The organism is Glutamicibacter soli (genome assembly GCF_003309065.1).
In the GTDB taxonomy this organism is placed as follows: domain Bacteria; phylum Actinomycetota; class Actinomycetes; order Actinomycetales; family Micrococcaceae; genus Glutamicibacter; species Glutamicibacter soli.
The window spans coordinates 368,451-391,540 of record NZ_POAF01000002.1; the positions used below are offsets into that span (position 1 = coordinate 368,451).

General features: G+C 59.4%; 22 protein-coding genes, 1 tRNA gene and 1 pseudogene. 7 read left to right on the plus strand and 17 right to left on the minus strand.

Translation table 11 applies throughout. The features are described from left to right. Positions 1-205: 205 nt before the first annotated feature. Complete coding sequence (locus C1H84_RS05270) at positions 206-700, plus strand: DUF2505 domain-containing protein (protein WP_047118488.1); 495 nt, start codon at positions 206-208, stop codon at positions 698-700. A gap of 172 nt (positions 701-872) precedes the next feature. Further along, positions 873-2,225, plus strand: a complete 1,353-nt coding sequence (gene nhaA, locus C1H84_RS05275) for a Na+/H+ antiporter NhaA (RefSeq protein WP_053797534.1) — start codon at positions 873-875, stop codon at positions 2,223-2,225. Between the two features lie 80 nt (positions 2,226-2,305). On the opposite strand, the gene sufU is transcribed toward nhaA, so the two are convergent. The 5 genes and pseudogenes from sufU to C1H84_RS05300 all read right to left on the minus strand — a co-directional run. Next, on the minus strand, positions 2,306-2,752 hold the full coding sequence (gene sufU / locus C1H84_RS05280) for a Fe-S cluster assembly sulfur transfer protein SufU (protein WP_047118486.1): 447 nt from the start codon (positions 2,750-2,752) through the stop codon (positions 2,306-2,308). 1 nt (position 2,753) lies between these two features. After that, positions 2,754-4,046 (minus strand): SufS family cysteine desulfurase, encoded by a 1,293-nt coding sequence (locus tag C1H84_RS05285; protein WP_113606912.1) that lies wholly within the window; start codon positions 4,044-4,046, stop codon positions 2,754-2,756. Positions 4,047-4,298: 252 nt separating this feature from the next. After that, a complete protein-coding gene (locus C1H84_RS05290; protein WP_146955892.1) occupies positions 4,299-5,306 on the minus strand; it encodes a GGDEF domain-containing protein in 1,008 nt (335 codons plus the stop codon). 190 nt (positions 5,307-5,496) lie between these two features. Next, a complete protein-coding gene (gene pth / locus C1H84_RS05295) occupies positions 5,497-6,078 on the minus strand; it encodes an aminoacyl-tRNA hydrolase (RefSeq protein ID WP_113606755.1) in 582 nt (193 codons plus the stop codon). Between the two features lie 42 nt (positions 6,079-6,120). Then, positions 6,121-6,396, minus strand: a pseudogene (locus tag C1H84_RS05300) (50S ribosomal protein L25); the annotation flags it as partial. 278 nt (positions 6,397-6,674) lie between these two features. Between C1H84_RS05300 and C1H84_RS05305 the strand changes: the two are divergent. Continuing rightward, positions 6,675-7,106, plus strand: a complete 432-nt coding sequence (locus C1H84_RS05305) for a DUF1801 domain-containing protein (protein WP_113606757.1) — start codon at positions 6,675-6,677, stop codon at positions 7,104-7,106. 94 nt (positions 7,107-7,200) lie between these two features. On the opposite strand, the gene C1H84_RS05310 is transcribed toward C1H84_RS05305, so the two are convergent. The 3 genes from C1H84_RS05310 to C1H84_RS05320 all read right to left on the minus strand — a co-directional run bounded on the left by C1H84_RS05310 (position 7,201) and on the right by C1H84_RS05320 (position 9,909). After that, the gene (locus C1H84_RS05310; protein ID WP_047118482.1) at positions 7,201-8,181 is read right to left on the minus strand and encodes a ribose-phosphate diphosphokinase; all 981 of its coding nucleotides are present in this window, start codon (positions 8,179-8,181) and stop codon (positions 7,201-7,203) included. Between the two features lie 69 nt (positions 8,182-8,250). Then, positions 8,251-9,702 carry a bifunctional UDP-N-acetylglucosamine diphosphorylase/glucosamine-1-phosphate N-acetyltransferase GlmU gene (glmU, locus tag C1H84_RS05315; protein WP_113606758.1) on the minus strand — a complete coding sequence of 484 codons (1,452 nt, stop codon included), beginning with the start codon at positions 9,700-9,702 and terminating at the stop codon, positions 8,251-8,253. A gap of 135 nt (positions 9,703-9,837) precedes the next feature. Next, positions 9,838-9,909 (minus strand) — tRNA-Gln (locus C1H84_RS05320). Positions 9,910-10,111: 202 nt separating this feature from the next. Here C1H84_RS05320 and C1H84_RS05325 point away from each other — a divergent pair. The 3 genes from C1H84_RS05325 (at position 10,112) to C1H84_RS05335 (ending at position 14,539) form a co-directional block, all read left to right on the plus strand. Continuing rightward, the gene (locus C1H84_RS05325; protein WP_113606759.1) at positions 10,112-11,902 is read left to right on the plus strand and encodes an ABC-F family ATP-binding cassette domain-containing protein; all 1,791 of its coding nucleotides are present in this window, start codon (positions 10,112-10,114) and stop codon (positions 11,900-11,902) included. A gap of 795 nt (positions 11,903-12,697) precedes the next feature. After that, positions 12,698-13,234: a GNAT family N-acetyltransferase gene (locus tag C1H84_RS05330; protein ID WP_113606760.1), complete on the plus strand. Its 537-nt coding sequence runs from the start codon at positions 12,698-12,700 to the stop codon at positions 13,232-13,234. 189 nt (positions 13,235-13,423) lie between these two features. Further along, a complete protein-coding gene (locus tag C1H84_RS05335) occupies positions 13,424-14,539 on the plus strand; it encodes a DNA alkylation repair protein (protein ID WP_244910812.1) in 1,116 nt (371 codons plus the stop codon). Between the two features lie 236 nt (positions 14,540-14,775). Here C1H84_RS05335 and C1H84_RS05340 read toward each other — a convergent pair whose 3' ends face one another. From C1H84_RS05340 to C1H84_RS05350, 3 genes are all read right to left on the minus strand, one after another. Continuing rightward, the gene (locus C1H84_RS05340; protein WP_160309070.1) at positions 14,776-15,261 is read right to left on the minus strand and encodes an AAA family ATPase; all 486 of its coding nucleotides are present in this window, start codon (positions 15,259-15,261) and stop codon (positions 14,776-14,778) included. Positions 15,262-15,716: 455 nt separating this feature from the next. Continuing rightward, on the minus strand, positions 15,717-16,238 hold the full coding sequence (locus C1H84_RS17935; RefSeq protein ID WP_146955894.1) for a hypothetical protein: 522 nt from the start codon (positions 16,236-16,238) through the stop codon (positions 15,717-15,719). A gap of 133 nt (positions 16,239-16,371) precedes the next feature. Beyond that, positions 16,372-16,755, minus strand: coding sequence for a hypothetical protein (locus C1H84_RS05350; protein WP_113606763.1), 384 nt, complete (start codon positions 16,753-16,755; stop codon positions 16,372-16,374). A gap of 200 nt (positions 16,756-16,955) precedes the next feature. Here C1H84_RS05350 and C1H84_RS05355 point away from each other — a divergent pair, with 200 nt between their 5' ends. Next, the gene (locus C1H84_RS05355; RefSeq protein WP_146955896.1) at positions 16,956-17,264 is read left to right on the plus strand and encodes a hypothetical protein; all 309 of its coding nucleotides are present in this window, start codon (positions 16,956-16,958) and stop codon (positions 17,262-17,264) included. 279 nt (positions 17,265-17,543) lie between these two features. Here C1H84_RS05355 and C1H84_RS05360 read toward each other — a convergent pair whose 3' ends face one another. The 6 genes from C1H84_RS05360 to C1H84_RS05385 form a co-directional block, all read right to left on the minus strand. Further along, positions 17,544-18,533 carry an SRPBCC family protein gene (locus C1H84_RS05360; protein ID WP_113606764.1) on the minus strand — a complete coding sequence of 330 codons (990 nt, stop codon included), beginning with the start codon at positions 18,531-18,533 and terminating at the stop codon, positions 17,544-17,546. Beyond that, the gene (locus tag C1H84_RS05365; protein ID WP_047118476.1) at positions 18,530-18,775 is read right to left on the minus strand and encodes a helix-turn-helix domain-containing protein; all 246 of its coding nucleotides are present in this window, start codon (positions 18,773-18,775) and stop codon (positions 18,530-18,532) included. Before C1H84_RS05365 ends, C1H84_RS05360 begins: the two co-directional genes overlap by 4 nt. A 984-nt stretch (positions 18,776-19,759) precedes the next feature. Then, entirely contained in the window at positions 19,760-19,996 is a 237-nt protein-coding gene (locus C1H84_RS05370) for a hypothetical protein (RefSeq protein ID WP_047118475.1), read from the minus strand. A 193-nt stretch (positions 19,997-20,189) separates the two neighbouring features. Next, positions 20,190-21,533 carry a DUF4240 domain-containing protein gene (locus C1H84_RS05375; protein WP_113606765.1) on the minus strand — a complete coding sequence of 448 codons (1,344 nt, stop codon included), beginning with the start codon at positions 21,531-21,533 and terminating at the stop codon, positions 20,190-20,192. A gap of 180 nt (positions 21,534-21,713) precedes the next feature. After that, positions 21,714-22,244: a GNAT family N-acetyltransferase gene (locus C1H84_RS05380; protein ID WP_220124877.1), complete on the minus strand. Its 531-nt coding sequence runs from the start codon at positions 22,242-22,244 to the stop codon at positions 21,714-21,716. Between the two features lie 106 nt (positions 22,245-22,350). Beyond that, positions 22,351-23,031, minus strand: coding sequence for an SDR family NAD(P)-dependent oxidoreductase (locus C1H84_RS05385; RefSeq protein WP_113606766.1), 681 nt, complete (start codon positions 23,029-23,031; stop codon positions 22,351-22,353). Positions 23,032-23,090 lie beyond the last annotated feature (59 nt).

Below are 23,090 nucleotides of genomic sequence, written 5' to 3' on the forward strand. Positions count from 1 at the left end.
CGCACGAGGCGTTCAGCCCGGTATGACACCACGAACACCGACCGCAAAACGATTCCGCGGCCGGCTAAATGCCAATATGTTGTTTTGATGCCTTCCTAGCCTACCTAATCGAGGTGAACAGATAGGGTTAATGGTGTCCAGTACCCGGGACCGGCAGCTGCCGGTTCTCCCGGCCGCCCAGATTTCTAGATTGGGATACCCATTCATGGCATTGAACGCAAGCACGCAGATCGCCCATCCGGCCGACCAGGTCATCGCCACGCTGGCTGACCGCGGCTTCGCTGAGCACCTGACCTCGCTGGCCAACGGCACCCTGCAGGACTTCACCGTCAGCGGCGACACCGCAGGAGCTTTCACCCTGACCACCGTTCGCGCCATGCCTACCGACCGCGTGCCGGACATCGCCCGCAAGTTCGTCGGCGCCTCGATCCAGGTCACCCAGGTCGAGCAGTGGAGCGCCCCGGATGCCGCAGGCAACCGCTCGGCCAGCGTGAAGATCGATGTCGCCGGTGTGCCGGTGTCGGTGTCGGGCAGCGAGAAGCTGACCGCCCAGGGCGACACCACCGAATTCGCGATTGAGGGAAAAGTCTCCTCATCGATTCCGTTCATCGGCGGCAAGCTCGCCTCGGCAGCCGAGCCGTACCTCGGCAAGGCCCTGAACCTGCAGGCTTCGCAGGTTAACGCCTGGCTTTCGAAGTAGCCTCGACAGCGTCGATTATGACGCCCGACACAGACGGCCGGACCTGCGATTTTTCGCCAGGCCTCCGGGCGTCTGCGTTTTGGGACGTGAATTACGTTAGGGTTGAATACGGTGTGCCGGGAAGTCTGGTCGGCGTGAAATGTTCATTTAACGAAGTAAGCGAGTACAACGCATGACCAACACTCCCTCTTCGGGTTCCCCAAAGAACCTATTTTCCCGGCCGAGCTATAGCGAATCCGTGCGCATCGGCGACATCCTGCGCAAGGAGACCGTCGGCGGCCTGGTCCTGATTGTCGGCGCAGTGCTGGCACTGATCTGGGCCAACACCCCAATGCGCGATTCCTACTTCGCGTTGCGCGACTTCCATTTCGGCCCCACCCTCTTCGGGGTCGACCTGAATCTTTCCATCGGCCACTGGGCGGCCGATGCCCTCTTGGCAGTGTTCTTCTTCCTCACCGGTCTGGAGCTGAAGAAGGAATTCGTCATCGGCGACCTGCGCAACGTCAAGACCGCCGCGGTTCCCGTGGCGGCGGCGTTCGGCGGCGTGGCCGTCCCGGCCATCATCTTCGTGATCGTGGCTGCAGCCTCCGGAGGCTTCGGCAGCGAGCTGATGCAGGGCTGGGCGATTCCCACGGCAACCGACATCGCCTTTGCGGTGGCGGTGCTGGCGGTCATTGGTTCTTCCCTGCCGACCGCGCTGCGCATTTTCCTGCTGACCCTTGCAGTGGTTGACGACTTGATCGCCATCGTGATCATCGCGTTCGTCTTCACCGACGATCTGAAGCCGGCCTACTTGGCCTTGTCCCTGATTCCGATCATCCTGTTCACCGTCCTGGCCCGCACCTTGGCGAAGTTCTTCGCCACCCGCCTGTGGGCCGCCTGGGTCATCCTGCTGCCGCTGGGCATCGTCACCTGGATCTTCGTCTTCGGATCCGGCATCCACGCCACCATCGCCGGCGTGATCCTGGGCTTCTGCGTCCCGGTCAAGCGCACCGACGGACGCGAAGGCATCGGCCTGGCCGAGCAGTTCGAGCACCGTTTCCGTCCGCTGTCCTCTGGCTTCTGCATCCCGGTCTTCGCGTTCTTCGCCGCCGGCGTGACCGTGATTTCCCCGGAATCAGGCAGCGGCGGGCTGCTGACCGACCCGGTCTTCTGGGGCATCGTACTAGGCCTGGTGCTGGGCAAGCCGATCGGCATCATGGGCTCGACCTGGGTGCTGACCAAATTCACCAAGGCATCCTTGGACAAGGACGCCAAGTGGGGCGACCTGTTCGGCGTGACGCTGCTGGCAGGTATCGGCTTCACCGTCTCGCTGCTGGTCTCCGAGCTGTCCTTCGGCCTGGAGTCGGCGCACTACGAGCACGCTAAGGTCGCCATCCTGGCCGGTTCGTTCATCGCCGCCATCCTCGGCGCCCTGTGGCTGATTCCGCGCAACCGCCGCTACAAGGAGATCGCGGCGCGCGAGTCCCGCGACGACAACAAGGACGGCATCCCGGATGTCTACCAGCAGGGTGAGGACAACTAGTCCCTGACTGGATCGCAACGCGAAAAATCTCTGGTTCCGCCCTCGGGCGGAACCAGAGATTTTTTTGGCTCAGCGTGTTGTTATGCTGCTTCCAGCATGGCGACCTCTGCCGCCACCCAGGCCAGCATGGCGCACTTGACGCGGGCAGGGAACTTGGACACCCCAGCAAAGGCCACCGCATCCTCCAGGACCTCCTCATCAGGGGTCATGGTTCCCTTGGAGCGCATCATTTCCCGGAAGAGATCCAGCTTGTCCAGGAACTCTTCGCGGGTCAGCTCCGGGAGCATTTCGCTGAGCACGGAGGCTGAGGCCATGGAGATGGAACAGCCGTCGCCTTCCCAGCTCATGGCGGTGAACTTCTCGCCTTCCAGCTCCACGCGCACGCGGATCTGGTCCCCGCAGATCGGGTTGTGCTGGTGCGATTCACCGTGGCGGTGGCCGCCCTCCGGTTCCACGAGCGGGGAACCGATGCGGCGCTTTGAATGGTCGAGGATGACCTGCTGGTACAGCTGATCGAGTTCGTTCATTTTAGACTCCAAAATACTCACGCACCGAAGCGACTGCCTCAATCAGGGCCTTGATGTCTTCTTCGGTGTTGTACAGATAAGTGCTGGCGCGGGTGGTCGCGGTGACACCTAGGGCGCGGTGCAGCGGCTGCGCGCAGTGGTGGCCAACGCGCACGGCGATGCCGCGCGAGTCCAGGAACTGGCCTACGTCGTGCGGGTGCACTCCGATGACCTCGAAGGGAACGGTGCCGATCCGCTTGGCATCGGCCGGGCCGAAGACCCGCACGCCTTCCAGGGCTGACAGGCCCTGGTACAGCAGCTCACCCAAGTGCTCTTCCCAGTCCGCGATGCGGTCCATGCCGATCTCGTCGAGGTAGCTGGCGGCCGTGGCGAGACCATGGACCTGGGAGATGCGCTGGGTTCCGGCTTCGAAGCGCTGCGGAGCTGGAAGGTATTCCGCGTGCTCCATGTCCACCACCGTGATCATGGATCCACCGGTGAGGAACGGCGGCATGGCGTTGAGCAGCTCTTCACGGCCATAGAGGCCGCCGATGCCGGTCGGGCCGAGCATCTTGTGCCCGGAGAAGGCCATGAAGTCCACGTCCAGGGACTTGACGTCCACCGGAAGGTGCGGAACGGACTGGCAGCCGTCCAGCACCGTCAGGGCGCCGACTTTCCGGGCGGCGTCCACGAAGCGACGGGTATCGGTAATGGTGCCCAAGACGTTCGAAACATGGGTGAACGCCACTAGCTTGGTGCGTTCGGTGACCAGCGAAACGATCAGGTCGTAGCGCAGCGAGCCATCCTCTGCGATCGGCACGTAGCGCAGGGTCGCGCCGGTGCGGAAGGCGAGCTCCTGCCACGGGATCAGGTTCGCGTGATGCTCAAGTTCAGTAGTGAGAATCTCGTCGCCCGGGCCGAGTCGGAACCGCGCGGCGGCTTCTCCCCCGCGTCCCAGCGAGGCGTTGGACATCGAGTAGCTGATCAGGTTCAGCGCTTCGGTGGCATTCGAGGTCCAGACCAGTTCGTTGGTCTTGGCGCCAATGAACTTCGCCACGGTTTCGCGGCCCTGTTCGAAAAGGTCGGTAGCCTCCACGGCAAGGGTGTGCGCACCGCGGTGCACCGCCGCGTTGGCGTTTTCGTAGTAGTGCTGTTCAGCCTCGTAAACGCAGCGCGGCTTCTGGCTCGTGGCGCCTGAGTCGAGGTACACGATATCGGCACCGTTGACCTGGTGCTCAAGGATCTCGAAGTCCGCCTTGATGCGTGCCACCTCGTTGGCGGTAAGCGCCTCGGCCGTTCCAGTCTGACCAGTCATGGTGTGCACGGGTCCTCCGAATTCTCGTCATGAATCGCCGCGCACTCCGCCGTCAGATCCGGCTGCAATGCGATTAGGCAATAGGTACATTAGGTAATTATTCCACTCCGGACCCCGTTGCACACCTAAGTTAGTCCTTAGTAAGTTTCGCCTCAAAGACGTGCCAGTTGAAGTCTCGAAGGGCCCTAGCCATAACGAAGGCGGAATCCGCGCCAGTCGCCCGAGAGACCCGAATTTGCCCGAATTCCGGAGCTACCTCGCGCCGTGCTTGCGCTGATACATCATGCGATCCGCCGTGGACAAGCAGTCCGCGAGGCTGGCCAGTCCCGGCTCCGCCGCGGCGAAACCGCAGGATGCCGCGATGCCGGCGGACTCCAGCGCCGCGTCGAAGGTCTCGAAGAATGTTGCGGCTTGTGACGGAACAACCCCGTTGGCCAGGATCGTGAACTCGTCCCCGCCATATCGGGCTACATGGCAGGCGGTCGTGCCTGCTTCCCTCAAGGTCCGGGCGGCACGCACGATCAGGTCATCGCCTGCAGCGTGCCCCAGGGTGTCATTAACCTGCTTCAGTCCGTCGAGGTCGACAATGGCGACTGCCACGGCATCGCCGAAGCTCTCCAGCCGCTCTTGGGCATCGGCAACGATGGCGTCCCATCCACGGCGGTTGAGCAGGCCGGTCAACGCGTCCGTGTTCGCCAGCGCCTCGGACATCTCGATCCGTCGCCGTTCCCGGTCGATGCCTCGCGCCAGCTCCAGCTGCGTGGACAGCAGATCGCTGAGCAGGTTCAACAGCTGCTCGTCGAGCTGCTCGTCATCGGACAGCGGTTCGGGCCGGACTCCGCACAGCACGCCGAACATCTCGCCGCGGTCGTCGCTGATGGTATAGCCCGCATAGGCCCCCACATATTCGGAGGCGCCGAGGTCCGAGTAATCCGGGTCGGCGCGGGAATCGCGCACCACATGAGCGGCACCGGATGCCATGCGGCTGCAGAACGACTCGTTCCAGTCGATTCGCGCCCCGGTACTCAGCAGTTGTTCTTGATGGACATGCACGTGGACCTGCTCCCCGTGCACCACGCGCGACACCGACCAGTCGGCCAGCGGGGTATGCGCGTTGAGGTAGGCGACGACTCGCTCCGAGGACTCGCTGAAGGCCTGGGCGCCGTTCAGCGGCAAGCCGTTCTCGCCCCGCGGCAGCCCACCGTTGTTCCGACGCTCGAGCTGCAGAGACTGGTCTTGAGGGGTGTGGTGTGAGGGCACCGGTATCACTCGCTTTGCTTGATAACTTCCTGCTGGTCAGCGAAGACTAATATGCTCAAAAACAATAACAGGGAAACGGAGAAGAATTCTCCTCATTCACGGCATGTGCCCCCGCCGCGCTGAATTACGCTGGGCTGCAGCGGATATGGAAAACTCCGGACCGGTTGGTCCGGAGCATTCCCGAAAGTTTTCAGGCCGTATGGAACTTGCCCTGGGCTGCTTCCAGCCCCTGCGACATCAACAACTCCACCGCGTCGGCCGCGTTGTCGATCAAGAATGGCAGCACCTGCTTTTCGGACTTCGAGAAGTCCTGCAGGACCCAGTCGGCGGTGTCCATGCGTCCGGGCGGGCGGCCCACCCCGGTGCGCACGCGCAAGTAGTCCTTGGAGCCCATGGCCTTGGAGATGTCGCGCAGGCCGTTGTGGCCTCCTTCTCCCCCGCCGCGCTTGAGCTTGATGGTATCGAACGGAATATCGATCTCATCGTGAACCACGATCAGGTTCTCAATCCCGATGCCGAAGAACTTCGCCAGATTGCCCACGGGGCCGCCGGAGAGGTTCATGTAGGTCATCGGCTTGGCCAGGACCACGCGAGGACCGCCCACGCCCATGCGGCCCTGGACGATCTGGGCGCGCGATGCGTGGGTCTTGAATTTCGAGCCGGCGCGGTTGGCCAGCTCGTCGAGCACCATCTGCCCGATATTGTGCCTATTGCCAGCGTAGCCGGGCCCGGGATTCCCGAGCCCGGCTACGAGCCAAGTGTCATTGCTCATGATGCTTAGCTAAATGCCTTATCGCAATGCTTAGGCAGCGACCAGCAGGTCCAGGTGATCAACGGTGCGGTTCAGCGCGTGGATCTGGATGTCCTTGATGGTGGTCTTCACTTCGGTGCCCTCGATGTTCAGGACCAGCTCAACGCTGCGGTCGCGAACGGCCAGGGTGGTGGCCTGTGCTGGCAGCAGAACGTGCTGTGGCTCGGAGCCTGCACCGTAAACGACTGCTGGGATCTGGCCTGCACGGCGGGCCTGGCGGGCAGCGCCCTTGCCGAAATCGGTGCGTACAACGGCGTCAAGGTTGACAGATGCCATGATGATTCTCCTTAGGAAATGATTGCTTCGTTTAGGCCCTTGCGTGGACTCGGGAAGCAACCAACATCTAGGAGATGAAAGAGCTTTTCCGGCCTTGTCGATAACGGTCACACCATCGCTGGTGGTTCCCTCGCCTGGGCACAGTGAATAATTCTAGCAGTCGGGGGCGCGTGTACGAAAATCTGTCGCCCAGAACACTGTCGGTTGCGGAGCTTGCAGGTAGCGTTGAGTCAGTTCTCCGCAACCAGCTGCAGCCGCCCTACGGTGCTGGAAGGAATCCCATGGCCACCAAGCAGCCCGCAATGTCCCCTTCCGATCTTCCGGTCGCCCCGGTGCTGGACAGGGCAACCGGTCCCCGGCGCGCCGAGGCAGATGAGCTGCTTGCGCTGTTCAAGGAGATCTCCGGCGCCGAGCCGGTGGTCTGGGCAGGGCGAATCCTGGGTTTCGGCCAGTACGAGTACCGCTACGACTCGGGGCACGGAGGCATCGCCCCGCTGCTGGCATTCGCACCGGGGCCGAGCAACCACACCATCTATCTGGTTTCCGGCTTCGCCGAACGTTGGCCGGAGCTGCTGGAGAAGTTCGGCAAGCATCGAAGCAGCAAAGCTTGCCTTTATCTGACCCGGCTTTCGTCGGTGGATCAGGGGATCCTGCGCGAATTGATCGAGAAATCGTTGCAGGAAACGCTGTCCGATGACTCGACCCTGGGCTGAGACCAGCGCTCCATGAGTCTGTTAGCTCGGTTTTAACGGCTTTCGGCCGGCACCCCCGAAGGGTGCCGGCCGAAAGCTTGCGAAACGAGGGCTGCTAGGCGCGGCCGTCGAAGAGGTTCGTGACCGAACCGTCGTGGAAGACCTCGGAGATCGCGCGAGCGAGCAGCGGGGCGATCGACAGAACGGTAAGGTTCTCGAAGCGCTTCTCTTCAGGGATCGGCAGGGTGTTGGTGACAACAACCTCGGTGGCCCCGCACTCGGCCAGGCGCTGCGCGGCTGGATCCGAGAAGACTGCGTGGGTTGCGGCGATGATGACGTCCTTGGCGCCGGCTTCCTTCAGCACGCGCACTGCGCCTGCGATGGTTCCGCCGGTGTCGATCATGTCGTCGATCAGGATCGCGGTGCGGCCCTTGACCTGGCCCACCACGGTCTTCGACTCGGCCTGGTTCGGCACGGTCAAGTCACGCGACTTGTGCACGAACGCCAGCGGGGCACCGCCCAGGCGCTCTGCCCACTGCTCGGCGACGCGCACGCGGCCGGTATCAGGGGAAACCACGGTCACGTTGGCCACATCGACCTTGGACTTGATGTAGTCGGCCAGCAGCGGGAAGGCGAACAGGTGGTCCACCGGGCCGTCGAAGAAGCCCTGGATCTGCGCGGTGTGCAGGTCGCAGGAGATCACGCGGTCGGCGCCTGCGGTCTTGAACAAATCGGCAACCAGACGTGCCGAAATCGGCTCACGGCCGCGGCCCTTCTTGTCCTGGCGGGCGTACGGGTAGAACGGCGCCACGACGGTGATGCGGCGGGCGGAAGCGCGCTTCATCGAATCGATCATGATCAACTGTTCCATCAGCCAGTTGTTCAACGGGGCCGGGTAGGACTGCAGCAGGAACACATCCTTACCGCGGACCGATTCGTCCGAACGCACGTAGATCTCGCCATTGGCGAAGTCATAGGCATTTAGTGGCAGCTTCTCGATATCGAGGGCCTTGGCCACCTCGTCAGCTAGTTCCGGGTGCGCACGTCCGCTGGCAAGCACCAGCTCTTTGTTGACGTTATGGCGGATTTCACTCATTGTTATGCTTTCTCGCTCGCTTCGCTATCACGTATGAGGTGTACTGAGGAAATAAAATCCGTCGCGGAACTACTCGGAGGCCGAGGTGTTCAGCGAGGACTTGAACGCGGCGTCTGCCGAAGAGGTACCCGGACGCTTTTCCAACGTCCATCCCTCGGTGTTGCGCTGCGGGGCCACGGACAGCGCCAGGGCACCGGCCGGGACATTCTTGCGGACGACTGCACCGGCACCGGTGTAGGCGCCGTCCCCGATTTCAACCGGGGCGACGAACACGGTATTCGAGCTGGTGCGCACGTGCGAACCGATCTTGGTCCGGTGCTTCTTTTCGCCGTCGTAGTTGGCGGTGATGTTGCCACAACCGATGTTGGTGAACTCACCGATTTCAGCATCCCCGGCGTAGCCAAGGTGCGAGAGCTTGGAGCCGCGACCAATGGTCACGTTCTTGGTTTCGTAGAAGGCGCCGATCTTGCCGTCGGCCCCCAGGTCGGTGCCCGGACGCAGGTAGGCGAATGGACCCACGGACGCGCCGTCGGCGATACGCGAGTCGGTCGCGTCGCTGCGCTTGACTGTTGCGCCCTGGCCAACCACGACGTTGGTCAAGGTGGTGTCCGGGCCGACCGTCGCATTAGCGCCGATGATGGTTTCGCCGTGCAGCTGGGTTCCCGGCTTGAGGGTGGCATCCTGGCCGATCATGACCTCGGCGTCGATCCAGGTGGTGGCAGGGTCAACGATGGTGACACCCTGGCGCATCCAGAATTCGTTCTTGCGCTGGTTGTAGATGCGGGCGAGGTTGGAGACCTGCACGCGGTCGTTGGCGCCCTCGATCTGCCAGCGGTCCTCGATCTGAGAGGAGGCCACGCGGCCGCCGTGGGAGCGGGCGATGGCCAGCACGTCGGTCAGGTACATTTCGCCCTGCGCGTTGTCGGTGGTGACTTCGGTCAGTGCCGAACGCAACATCTGCGCGTCGAAGGCGTAGATGCCGGAGTTGATTTCCTTGACTGCCAGTTCTTCAGGCGAGGCGTCCTTCTGCTCGCGGATGCCGGAGACGTCCCCGTTCGCGTCGCGCAGGATGCGGCCGTAGCCGGAAGGATCGTCCAGCTCGGTGGTCAGCACGGTTACCGAGTTGCCGTTGGACTCATGGGTGGCGACCAGTTCCTGCAGCACCTCGCTGGTGAGCAATGGCACATCGCCGTAGGTCACCACGACGGTGCCCTCAAGTTGCGGGTCGATGGCTTCGAGGCCCTGCTGCACTGCGCGGCCGGTGCCCGGCACGTCGTCCTGGTCCGCGATGGTGATGTTCGGGAACTGGTTCAGGATGTGCTCGGCGACCAGATCGCGCTGGTGGCGGACAACCGCAACGAGGTTCAGGGGTTCGAGCGCAGAGGCCGCATGCAACGCATGGGAAACCATGGAGCGACCTGCGATTTCATGCATGATTTTCGGCTTCGCCGATTTCATTCGGGTGCCTGCGCCGGCGGCGAGGACGATAACGGCTACTGGTGCGTTGACCTGATCGCTCAAGTTGCTTTTCTCCTGCGGGTCGCTTCGGGGTTTTGGGCAGTGAAGAAAAACCCCTGATCCAGTCTATCGCGCAGATTGGGGGCAACCGAACTTTGATACCAAGAAAGCGCCGCGGCGGCGGCGCTTGGAAAGTTGTTCCGCCCCTAGGATTCGAACCTAGAATGCACAGCTCCAAAGGCTGGCGTGTTGCCATTACACCAGGGCGGAAAATGTGGTCAGCAGGTAAACCAGCCAAGCACGCTATGTATTCTGCCATGTCCTGCGGTGCTGTGTGAAATCGCAAAACACCGTATTGAGACTCACTTTTATTCTCTGCTTTATTCCACACGTGGTGCGGATGCAACTTTGGAATGTGGCTGTTCCCCCACAGTTTGGCGTCTCGATTTGCCCCGGAAAGTAAACTGGAGACGTGGCACATTTACTCGGGGGCGAAGCCCTGCATCTGGAATATCCAACCCACGTCGTTTTTGACTCGGTGACCATCGGCATTTCCGACGGCGACCGCATCGGACTCGTTGGACGCAACGGCGAAGGAAAGTCCTCGCTGCTTGGCATGCTCTCGGGCAAGATCGAGCCTAATTCAGGACGCGTGACCCAGCGCAACGGCCTGCGCGTGGGAGTCCTGGACCAGAGCGACACCCTGGACTCGGACTCGACCATCCATTACGCCGTGGTGGGCGACATGGCCGACCATGAATGGGCCGGCGACGCCCGTACCCGCGACATCATCTCCGGCCTGGTCGCAGACCTGGACTGGGAAGCAACAGTGGGCACGCTCTCCGGCGGCCAGCGCCGCCGCGTGGCTTTGGCAGCCCTGCTGGTGCAGGACTGGGACGTTGTGATCCTCGACGAGCCGACCAACCACCTGGACGTCGAAGGCATCTCCTGGCTGGCCGAGCACATCAACAACCGCTGGTCCAAGAACTCCGGCGGGCTGATGGTCGTCACCCACGACCGCTGGTTCCTCGACGCGGTCTGCACCACCACCTGGGAGGTGCATGACGGCATCGTCGAGCCCTTCGAAGGCGGCTACGCTGCCTACGTGCTGCAGCGTGTGGAACGCGACCGCATCGCAGCGGTCACCGAATCCAAGCGCCAGAACATGATGAAGAAGGAACTGGCCTGGCTGCGCCGCGGCGCACCGGCCCGTACCTCCAAGCCGAAGTTCCGCGTCGAGGCCGCCAACCAGCTCATCGCCGACGTACCGCCGGTGCGCAACCCGCTGGAACTCAAGCGCATGGCCACCAGCCGGTTGGGCAAGGACGTCATCGACCTGCTGGACACCTCGGTATCCTTCGGCCCGAAGCAGATCCTCAAGCCCTTCACCTGGCGCATCGGCCCCGGCGAGCGCACCGGCCTGCTGGGCGCCAATGGCGCGGGCAAGTCGACCCTGCTGGGCCTGATCGCCGGCACCGTGGAGCCCTCCAGCGGCAAGATCAAGCGCGGCAAGACCGTGAAGCTGGCAGTGCTGGACCAGCAGTTCCGCGAGCTGGACCAGATCGGCGAGGACCTGGTCCGCGAGGTGCTCGGCCGCTTCCGCACCACCTTCAACGTGGACGGCAAGGACCTGACCCCTGCCCAGCTGCTTGAACGCCTGGGATTCTCCTCCGCGCATCTGTCCACCAAGGTCCGCGAGCTCTCCGGCGGCCAGCGCCGCCGACTGCAGCTGCTGATGATCCTTATGGACGAGCCGAATGTCATGATCCTCGATGAGCCGACCAACGACGTCGACACCGACATGCTCGCCGCATTGGAAGACCTGCTGGACTCCTGGCCGGGCACGCTGATCGTGGTTTCCCACGACCGCTATCTGCTGGAGCGCGTCACCGACCAGCAGTACGCGATCCTGGACGGGAACTTCCGTCATGTTCCGGGCGGCGTGGACGAATACCTGGCACTGCGCAGCGCCCAGGGTACCGGGTCGGGCTCCAACCCGACCCAGTCATCCGGCACCGAGCAGGCCAAGCCCGCAGGCCCCAGCGGCGCCGAGCTGCGCGCCGCACAGAAGGAACTGAACGCCAACGAGCGCAAGGTCGGCCAGCTGCAGGAGAAGATCGCCAAGATCCATGAGAAGATGGCCGGCCATGACCAGTCTGATTACGAGGGGCTGGGCAAACTCACCGCAGAGATCAACGAGCTGCAGGACCAGGTTGACCAGCTGGAAGAACGCTGGCTGGAACTCTCCGAAATCGTCGGCTGATCCCGAAGCCAGCTTGATCAATACTTGCCGGGCCTAGCTCGGGCAGCGATGGCTACTCCGAACGCGAAAAGTTGAGAACCATTGTGAGGCTCGACAACCGTTCGATGGTAGCCATCGCTTTGCTTTTGCTTCGCGGCAAGCTTGCAGAAGGCGGATTCTCAACATGTCTTGCCCGCCTACCAACTTCATGAAATCCGATTGGTAGTTTGTCGCAGCCTTCTGGTTCACCTCCGTGTAAAAGCAGCAGGCGCTCTTCGAGACACAGATCCGACAACGTTGTATTTCCTTCCAGTTGCGGTCTAGCGTCATTCTTGTTCATTGCATTGCGGGGATCGACTATCCCGCCCTGACCGTCACGCAAATTCCTGAGAGCTACAGTGCAGTGCATTAGGTTTGAAGCGTGAGAATCAAATCAAGTGTTCGAGAATTTTTGGGCCTGGATTCCGTGCCTCTCCATGACGGGTACTCGCAGAGCGGCAGGGGTATCCAGATGCCGGTTTGCGATGCCTGCGGCGCGCTGGTCGCGTACGAATCCCAGTTGGCCCATACCGATTGGCATGGGGGAAACGACCCATTGAGCTGGAACTTGATCCCTCGAAGCATTCCTCTGCGGCAAGGCCGATCCCGTCAGTTTCGATTGGCTTTTCGACTCTCGGATCCCGTTTGTGCAATCGACCTGCCAACCATGATGTGTTGAAAATGCTGCCGACTGGTTTCCATCCCGAGGCATGATCTGTGAGCCGCACCGCAAGATTCGCGGAACCAGTGGCCCCATCGACCAGTTAGTCTTTCAAGATGGACCCGTTGATTCAGCCTGTCATAGATGCTTGCGGCTATCGTCTTCGCCCGTTTAACGCAGGGGACGCACCGTTGATTCAAGATGCTTCCTCTGATCCGCTGATTCCACTGATCACAACAGTTCCCTGCAACGGTACTCGGAAAGAAATCAGCGAGTTCATCGATCGGCAGCACCACCGACTCGTTGAACGATCAGGCTACTCTTTTGCCATCGCGGATGCAGACTCGGATCAGGCGCTGGGCCAGATCGGACTATGGCTGAAAAACTCCAATCATGGCCGAGCCAGCATCGGCTATTGGGTTGGTCCGTCGCACCGCAACCGAGGAATTACCTCTGCTGCCTTGGAATCGATCTCTCGATGGGGGCTCGGGCAGCCAGATATTCATCGTTTGGAACTTTATGTCGAGCCCTGGAACGAAGGCTCATGGAAGACAGCCGAGCACTGCGGCTACATGCGAGAAGGTCTGCTGCGCAGTTGGGAAGAAATTGGTGGAGAACGTAAGGACATGTACATGTATTCACGGCTTGGCTGAATCCGGCACTCGATTCGACAGTCAGGAGGCTTCTGTCTTTGATCGCCAAAGCGTGGGACGCCGCCTCTGCCGGGAAGCAGACGAAATACCCCGAATTTATTCCCCTCGATCGTTCCGGCCCGCCAGCCGTCTGACGGGCTAAGCAGCTCACCCCTAGCAAGCGGACTTGAAGGACAACCTATGGGATCCATGGACGAACTCATCAACACAACCGTGATTGCGCAATTGCGCACTTCGCTGCAAGACGTTGCACCCGGAAGCGGACTGGACCATCTCCATGATTCAGCGGGACGCATCGCAGGCATGCGTCTGCGGGACCGAGTTGATATCGTCCGGAACGCCTTGCTGAAAGACCTTCCCGCGGACTTCTCCAGCACCAGGACAATCATCCACGAGGCGCTCAGCGACCCCTTGCTCACAGGATGGATGATCTGGCCAGTTTCCGAGCTCATCACCGCCAAGGCACTTGATTCCGGAACTATCGAAGACTTCGATGCGGCCATGGAAACCCTTGCCCTGCTGACCGACAGACTGACCTGCGAATTCGCGATCCGCGCGATGATTATCGACCGGCCAGAACGGGCGCTCCAGCACGCGCAAGACTGGACACAGCACGAGAACGAACACGTTCGCCGTCTGGCCACCGAAGGGACTCGTGTGTACCTTCCTTGGGCAAAACGTGTCCCCTGGCTCGTTGCCAACCCCAGGGAGACCCGCGCTATTCTCGACGCCAGCTACCGGGATCCCGCGGAATACGTTCGCCGATCGGTCGCGAACCACCTCAATGACCTCAGCCGGGTTGATCCGGGAGCCCTCATCGAGACGGCCACCGCATGGGCTGGCAACGCCGACGAAAACACCGCGTGGGTGCTTCGGCACGGATTGCGAACACTGGCCAAGCAGGGCCACCCCGAAGCGTTGTCCCTCCTCGGTTTTTCCGGTGACGATCTTTCGATCTCCGCGCCGCTGCTTGCCAGCGACCGCATCCTCTGGAACGGTGAGATCGCATTCAGCACACAGGTCACGAACCATGGTGGCACTGAAGCCAACGTTGCCATCGATTACAGCGTCGGCTTCCTGAGGGCGAATGGCTCCCATGGGGCCAAGACATTCAAACTTGCCACACGGAAAATCGGGCCAGGCGAGACTGTCACCCTGGGCAAAACCCATTCGTTCAGGCCCATTACGACACGCAAGTACTACCCCGGAGTGCACACTGTGACGGCTCAAGCAAATGGCAAGAAATCCGAGCAAACTGACTTCACGCTTGAAGCAGAATCGGTCGAAATCAGCCGAGCGAAATAGTCAATGGCCAATGCATTTCCAGCAAATAAGCTACGACATGTTTGTACTGGATCCCATCCCAAACCCACCAACTTTGATATCCGCATAAGGCACCTTCACCGGGCATTTTTGTGGGCGGGGTATACGGGAATCTGAAATCTTTGGAAACCCGGAGATTCGAAAATATGCCAAGCCAACAAGACTTATGTCCCGAATGAGGACCGGCTTACGGGACACCTATAGGTGAAAGGTTCCTTCTAGCGGGTGGGACGCTGCAAAATACGTTCTACGATTTGCTCGGGAGTTTCATCAGCAACAATTCGCATCTCTGAAACGAACGGAAGAGGCTGCCATCCGTGGTACCAACCGCGCATATCTTTATCGCTGAATTCAGAGGCTTGCGGCCTCGTCGAATGTCGATTGACAGTTTCTTCGAAAGCGAGATCGAATGAATAAAATCGGGCATCATCAGTATGCGCGGCCACTCGCTCTAACATACCGCCGTATCTGGAGGCGTTAAAGATCCCCTCTAGGATTACGTTGTGTCCACGGTTTAAGCAATGTATTGCTGCGATTTCGAGTAGGTCTGCGTGAGCTAAGCTTTCCTGCTCTCGCTCATGGTAAATAACTTTGCGGAAGTGGTCTTGTTGAAGCACCGCTGTAAGTTTGCCGAGCCTGGTTTGCAACATGCGCGCGATCGTGCTTTTTCCTGAGCCTGAATTTCCGCGAATCACTACCAACATTGACGACACACGCATTCCTTACGATCTAAACATGAACCTGCTCCGCAGCGCTGGACGCAGGCGGTCTCAGTCTAGCTCTGGAGTAGAGAACGGCGTCCCACAAAGCGTTCCTCTGCGAACACTGAACCGTGGAGCCTGCCCTCCGCCGAGGTCCAGTAAATACGTCCAGGGAAGTGCAAGTAGACTGACTAGTCTCGATTTTTCTTCTTCGCGAAGAAGCCCGCGCCAATCAATCCGATTGTCACGATTACGCCGATCATGATGAAGTCGGCACTTTCCATTTCGTTACCCCCTTCGGTTCTCGGACTTCTTGTACTCCAGCTTTGCACAGGGCGGCCATATCAAGGTGAAGCCCCGCTGTCCCACTATGCGTTCCGCTTGCGGTCACCCAATCTCAGTGGAGACGACTTTGGAAAACGACATCAGTGGAGACGACTTTGGAAAACGACAATTGCTCAGCCGGAAATTGCATCAGCCTCTGCAACGGCAGCTAAAGTTGTATCTTCTACACTCAGCATCACAGTGCTGTCCCGACGGTTGAAGAGGTGCGTAGTGATCGTCCGGCCGTTGGCCTCCCAAATGCAGGGTGGCGTCTCTTCGTTCTCCCACGGATGTTCTGGTTTTCCAAAGAGTTCGGTGAGTTGGATACGTAGTTCGTTGAATCCGCTTTGAACTGCAGGTGCACCGGATTCTTGAGTGCTGTAGAGGTGGATTGTCACGCCTAGGAACTCACAGTTATACGTGTCCCATGAACCAAGCACTTGTCCACCGACGCCGATATCCAGCTCATTCATCTGGTGGGGTGATTCTTCGTTCTCTAGCTCGTACCGGCTCCCTGATATGAATCCAAGGTGCGCGAAAAGATTTTCGCGTTCTTCATCAGACCGTGGCCAAGGCTCGTCGACTAATTTCCTGACGAGCTTCACGACGGTGCCAGGAGTGGGATTCAATTCCAACAAAGGGTCAGTCTCGGACATAGTGTGAGCTTACCTCGCAAGAATTGAGACACGGCCGTTAGAGGCTCCCCCCTACGGACCGTCTTGCGGGACACGGATAAATTTTCATCGAACTGGCGGTAGCCGGCAGCATGTCATCGAAGTTGAAAAGTTTTTAGGTTGAAGCTCCGTAGGGAACTACGACGATCTGCACCGAATCTTCGTAGATGATTTTGCCCGGATCGTCGCTGATGAGTCGCACAGCTTGCACGTCATGCCGTTTAAGAAGTTCCAAATATGGCTCGACCCGTTCTAGCAGATGCGTAGCAGTGCCCTTGAACCAAGCTGCTGCGCGAGGGTTCACCTGAGGGTCGTAGATATCGGGAATCGATTTGGTCGGATCTGGGTAGGCCGCATTGAACCAGTCATTTCCAGATCTCCAGGTAACCCATTCTGCATCGCTCAGTTGGCCTTTGTGGGCGAGTACATTGGCAAGACCGAAAACCCTTGGGTATATTGCTCGATGATTTGGAACGCTCGATTGGTACCGGATATACATTTGTTACCGTGGCTCCTTACAATCGCTCACTTTTTCAATTTAGATCGTCCAAGTCAACCATATCGAGCAGCCAAAGCCTTTTTGCAGAGTCTACCCATGTGAATATTGCGTTAAGAGGCAATAGCCTCAGATCTACTGTCCCGTAGAACGTTGAGACACATTGGGGAAGAGGGGAATTGAAGATGAGGGAATCCAAGAAGATGAATCTCGTATTCGAGCGGCTCGAATCGATTCAGTCAATGATGTTTCCCCCGACCCTGTTTGACGGAAAAATTGAGCGCGAACTGAACCTATCTGATGAATTTGTTGATTCTCGTGTCATTGCCTTCGGGCTCGTTGACGAACTACTCGCCATGGTGGCTGCCAGTCGAACGACGCACGCGGATGTGGTCGCCCATGGGATGGCAATCGAGTCCGGAACCTACGAGAACGAATACACGAAACTGTCGAAATCGGAATTTGGTCGAGTCGTGATTTATTTGATCGAGTCAGCCATACACCTGAGATAGCAGTCGAAAGGTGTTATGCCTACTGCAGATGACTGAGCTTCATGCTTGTTCCGCGCCTATGCGTTGCATCTTCAACTGTCCGGTCGCAGGGTGTGCGGTCAGCGGCATCGAAGTTGATGGGTTTGCCAGCACCGCAAGACTCTGTCCCGTTCAAGGTTGGCCTTGCCGGCGCGATTCGCAGACGAAGTCGATGACGTGTGGCTATGAGTCGCAGTTCCCAATGTCGGCTTTAGGCGTCAGGTGCGGCTCCAACTAGCCAGTTGGATCTTGCCGCTGGGATTAGCGGAATGCCCGGCTGATCGCACTGCCAGTCTGGAACAGTGTGATCCACGCGAGGAATTTCTGGATGGGTCGCAACGGCAATGCGACGAGACTCCGCCAACCATTGCGTCGAGACCATGACTTAGTGATCTGAACCTGGGTGCCACCGGTCGTGTTCACCAAGGTAAACTCCATCAGAACCGAACTACTTCGGGAAACGTCGGGATGCGCGAAGTTCCACGCGATCCTTTCCGGCCGGTGCGCGGAGACGAGTTCAATGCTGCGGCGGCGATACTGCGGCTTTATGTTCACCGGCTTCCCGTCTGGGTGACTTGCGGGTGCGAGACCCTGCCAGACCCCACCGAGCGTCGCTTCCTGTCCGGTGTGTTCAATGGAGCCGATGCTGGGTTCCCACTCGGGAACGAGTATCGGATCTGCGAGGAATTCCCAGACCTCTTCCATCGGGGCGGGAACGAATGTCTCCATCGAGCCCGAGGCCCGCCCTTTCACCTTTGCAGCGACAGGCTTGGTATTCTCAGCTGGTGAGTCGATCTGGTCGAGTTGATTGAGCAGAGCTTCGGGCGTCGTTCCCAGCCGGTCAAGGATCTCTGCGATCAAACCGCTGGGCTCTGCGACCAGCTCTCGCAATACAGCCGCGGCATCGCCCGTCTTGTTTTTACCACTTGATTTGGTGATGAGGTCAAGAGCGCGAGGACTCCACGCATACCCGTCCGTCTCGTGGAACACGATCCGTCCTGCCTCCGGGAATGAGGCCTCGATGCCGAGCGAAGCAAGTTGCGCTTCGTGTTGTTCCTCGACCGCTCGACGGGCGGCATCAAGGTCAATGCCCATGCTGCGAAGTGCGCGTCCGGCGGATTGGTCATTAATAACAAGGGCGAGGAACAGATGCCCAATGCCTGCTTCCCGAAGGCCAACCCGAGAGGCTTCCTCCATGGCGGCAAGCGAGAGAGATTGACTTGTCTGAGCAGCGCGAACGAGCTTATTCATGCGTTCCTCCTGAGAGTCGGTATCGTGGGGTCAATTCGTTTGGAGTGCTTCTTGTGAGCGGCTTGCCGTGTCACCCCGAGCGCGTCAGCAATGTCCTGCCAACTCATGCCCGAACGCAGCGCGGCCTCGACTTGCAGAAGCTCCAGGGTGTCCGCGAGCAAGCGCAACGACGACACCGCCCGCAGCCCCGCTCTCGGGTCGCTGGTGTCGGCTGCCACTGCCGCGATTTGTGAAGACTCCATACTGTCAACCTACGTTGCTGAAGATCCTCCTGTCAACCAAAGTTGCTAACGACCCCGCGGCTTGCACCTGTCCAGCCTCACTGTCCCCGTAGAAGGTTCCGCTTGCGGGCGGTGCGGCTCAGTGCTGAGGACTGTGGACAGAAGTGCTGACGACTTCGGAAACTGACACTTAGTCAGGGTGGGTGTTCCCGTATGGGGGGGGTATGTAGTTGGAAATCCAAACCCCCTTGTTCAATTCATTGCCACCAACACGGGATTCTTCTACCTCTTGTCATTAGCTTTGCTCTTTGGGAGCGTACTTACTACCCTTTGCTTTCTCCATATCTCGAAGCGTTCCCTGCACTCTCTCGTCGACGCGCGCTAATTTCCCGCCGCCTCGGCCGCAGGGCCATTTGTGCAACCGAGGTTGAAGCCTGTCCAACCGTCTACGAAGCTACTCGGTGGGGTTCCTTGCTGGCATACGACTAACAGTGACAAATAAAAAAACGACGCACAGGCTGTGGGAGACATTTCTATTCAGAGCAGCTGCTACAGTCTGAGCCAGAACCGTCCTCACCAGGAATTCAACTTTCGACCTCCGAAATCGACAGGACTAGCTATGGATTCTCATCAGCGAAAACCCATCAAGTGGTGGCCGTTTGGGCTTTTTCTGCTTGCCTTCGCAGCTGCAAACGTAGTCCTGATACTGGTCGAGGCTCCCACTTGGGCAAGGCTAATTCCCGTCTGGATCCTGTTGGCCGTTTCGGTAACTGCCCTGACTCTGTTTTTCATTCGACGCAGTCGCAATGACAAAGACTCGGGCCGCTAGAACCTGTACACGCGCGCGATGGGAATTGAGCACCATGGCAGGGGCTTCAATGCGGGGACAGGTTCACCCCATCCCTTAACGGCGTTCCCGCTTAGCGTTCCTCTTATGGACATGAAATCGAACTTTAGAGGTCACCCAGCATCTAAATCTGCCGAATTGGGACAGGGCTACGAGATCTACCGAGGAAAATCGGTTTCTTCTAAATCGTAGGATTCTCGAAGAGCAATGGACATGAATTCCCAGCCCTGGATGATCGGCAGCAGATCTGAAGAATCGCGATTCAGCCTACGGAGCTCGCGCTCCTCCCACTGCAACAGCAAGACGTTACGCTCTGCGTAGGAAACTAGCTCAACTACTTTTTCTCTATCCAAATGGGGCGGGCTAGGAGGCTCAGGCTGCTGGTCAGTATTCATAGTTGCCCTTCAATTTTCATGCCGGTAACCGGGTTTCTTTCGACCCAAGCCTCGGTCGTACCCACAAGGCTACAGCCATTCATGTCCATGCCGTACAAGCACAGTTCTCGCCCCATAGAGGGTTGGACTGCGGGACACGGAAACCGCTATCGGACCGGTGAATCAACTGCCCTCCCAGAGCTGTCAACTGCAGTCACAATCCTTCAAGCGCACGGATATGCGGGAATCGGGCTTCGAGCCCTCCAATGTACTCATCCCAGGGCATCCCAGCCGGGGCCTGCCCTGCCATCGATGCCGAGGGCTGGTCGCGATATTGCTCCTCGATTGAGGTTCCGGTCATCTCCATGAAGATCTCCTCGGGGATGTATCGAATCTCTTCCGCGTCCATCACCACGGCCGAGTCCTTGAGTTGCCCGTTGCCCAGCAGCGTCGGATCCGCGAGACAGGAGTGGTAAAAGTCCCGACCCTGCGCCACGACCCAAGTGCGCACGTCGGTGAATTCATCGTCGCCGCATCCACCTAGCAGCAAGTACGCCACACCCCACAGCTCCCAGGAGTACAAGGCATGGGTCTTGAGGGCGAACAGCCGGTCGAAGGCCACGATCTCTTGCTGGGTGGATTGCCGTAGTTCTTCGCGCAGTGCCTCGGACAGACCCTCAGCATCCCCGTCACAGGATTCCCGTGCCCGGCCGATGATGTGCCAGAACCTCTGCTCGGTGATTTCTTCGAGTACAACCGCGGTGGCTTCGATATCGGCGTCCTGAGCGGAAGAGTCCCCTTCGACAACAGGTCCGCAGTAGCCCTCAAATAGATCCCCAGAGCTTCCCTCAGGGTCTAGGTCGGCAGCCAGTCTTTCATCAAGACGGACCCGATCAGCCCAATCATCAGGTCGATCGGGCCAAATTTTGTACAACCACAGAAGGTTCCTGCCGTAGCCCCTCACGACGATGCGTTGGGCTTGAATGTCCCAGAAAGTTTCGGGATCCGGAATTTCGATGTTCTCGAGGACCAGGAGGTTCAGTTCTCCTTGGTCGGAGAAGTGGGCGAGATTGCGCACCCTCGAAACCTCTGAGAACTCCAGACGTTCAATGCGGCCAAAGGCTCCAGCTCCGGCAAAATCGACCTCTGGACACCTCACTATCCCAACGCGGTCAGCTTCAAAGTATGGCATGAACCAGGAATCACAGGCCGAGATTCGAGGCCTGACTAACTCAAGCACGCCAGGGGCGTCTTTGTTAGTGAGCTTCCTGTCCAGCGTCGATAGTGCATCCTGCGTCGCGTTGAAAATCCAGATGTCGTTGATCTGGGGCTGTCGGAGCACCGGGACCCAACATTCATGCCACCGAAAACCAACGGCTGTCACCGGGGACCAGTCGTATCCAGCCGGAAGGCTCGTTACCTTTGCGTAAAACACACCCACAGACCACAGCGGTCTTAGCTCGGCCAAGTTCTTTAAGTCGATGGCGCTGTATCTGTTGTAAATCAGATTCCCGTGGTCAACGGTACTGAGGTAGGAGGCCAGCGTTGATGTTCTCATTCGGTGGTGTCCTCACGCGTTCAGGGTCAACTGTCGTTCTAATGTAGACCATGAATAGCGGGTGGGCACCCGAATTTGGCCCTTGGCGCGTAGCCGCAATTGTCCGGTCATCGCCAAGTCGTGGCTGGGCTCTGCGAATCCGCGGTTGCTCGTTCATATTCGTCCTGCAGAGGGTTCGTCTTATGAAACTGATGCTAGCCGCCGGACAAGAATAAGCGTCGGTCCCGCCCAGTCGAGGTTGTGGTGCTCTTCCAGAGGATAAAAATCGGTAGCTCGGTAAAATGCCCGAGTTTCGGCGTATGACTCGCTATCGAAGGACGGACCGACAGTGTGAACGGAGAGCAATGCGCACCCGTCGTTGGCAAGGTCAGCTGCCACCCTATCGATAAGTGCCCGTCCGGCTCCTTTACCTCTAGCTTCGGGGGACAAAGCGACGAGGTGTAATTCTGCGGACTCGGGGAAGTGTCGACGGATAAGGGCCACGCCAATCGTGGTTCCGGATTGGCGAGCGACGATACTCAGATAATCGTCGTTTCCTGCATCTACAACGTACTGTTCGATCGCTTCCGGATCTCCGAACCATTCCGGCAATGCTTTCAAGATGCGGCGGACTGCCTCGGGGTCTTGCATATATTCAAGCTGAAATGCCAAGCGGTTTATCTTCTCATCCTTATCAATTCTTTGCCACGATGCGAAGTGAACGGCAGGCACCTCAATCAGGTGTTTTTAGTCCAAAGCGTCGCTCTACGAATAGGCAACTCACGTTGTCCCACAGAAGGTTCGGCTTATGGGACACCAAAAACGACCGCTTTCGCTGCTACAACGACACAACGCCGCGCACCCGGTGCCCGATCGCCATCGATTCACCGCTGAGCCCCGCGGCCCGCGGCGAGAGCAGGAAAGCGATCACCTCGGCGACCTGCGTCGGCGTAGTATCGCCGAAACCGCCAGGCGCTACCGAGGTCGCCGGATGCTCGCTGACGATTCCCGGGCTTACGGTATTGATGCCGATCCCTGTCCCCACATGCTCATCGGCCAGGTGCTTCGCAATGGTGATCAGCGCCCCGTTGCGCACCGAACCTGCGATATTTCCGGTCACCAGTGCGTTCTGGCCGGAGACCCCGACAATCCGTCCGGAGCCGGCTGCCCGCATATGCGGCAGCACCGCGTTGGCCATGCGCAAGAACCCCAGAGCCTTTCCCTGCACCGCTTCCATGACACGGGCCGGGTCGGAGTTCCCGGCCGGATCCAGTGTCCTGGCGCTGGGTGCGGCGGCATGCACTAAGCCGTCGATCCGTCCATGCATGTCCATCACCTGCTGGATGCCAGCCTGCACCGAGTGCTCATCGCTTGCATCCAGCTGCAGGTCCGTGCTGGCAGAACGTGCGGCGCTGATGGCGATCGCTCCCTCGGCCCGCAGGCAGCGGACCACCGCGGAGCCGATCAGCCCAGTCCCGCCGACAACCAGCACAATTTTTCCATCAAGTTCCAAGTCCATGCCGTTTAGCGTATCCGCCATTGCTGGTATTGCGCAGCCCTTTGGGGAAGAATCGAGCC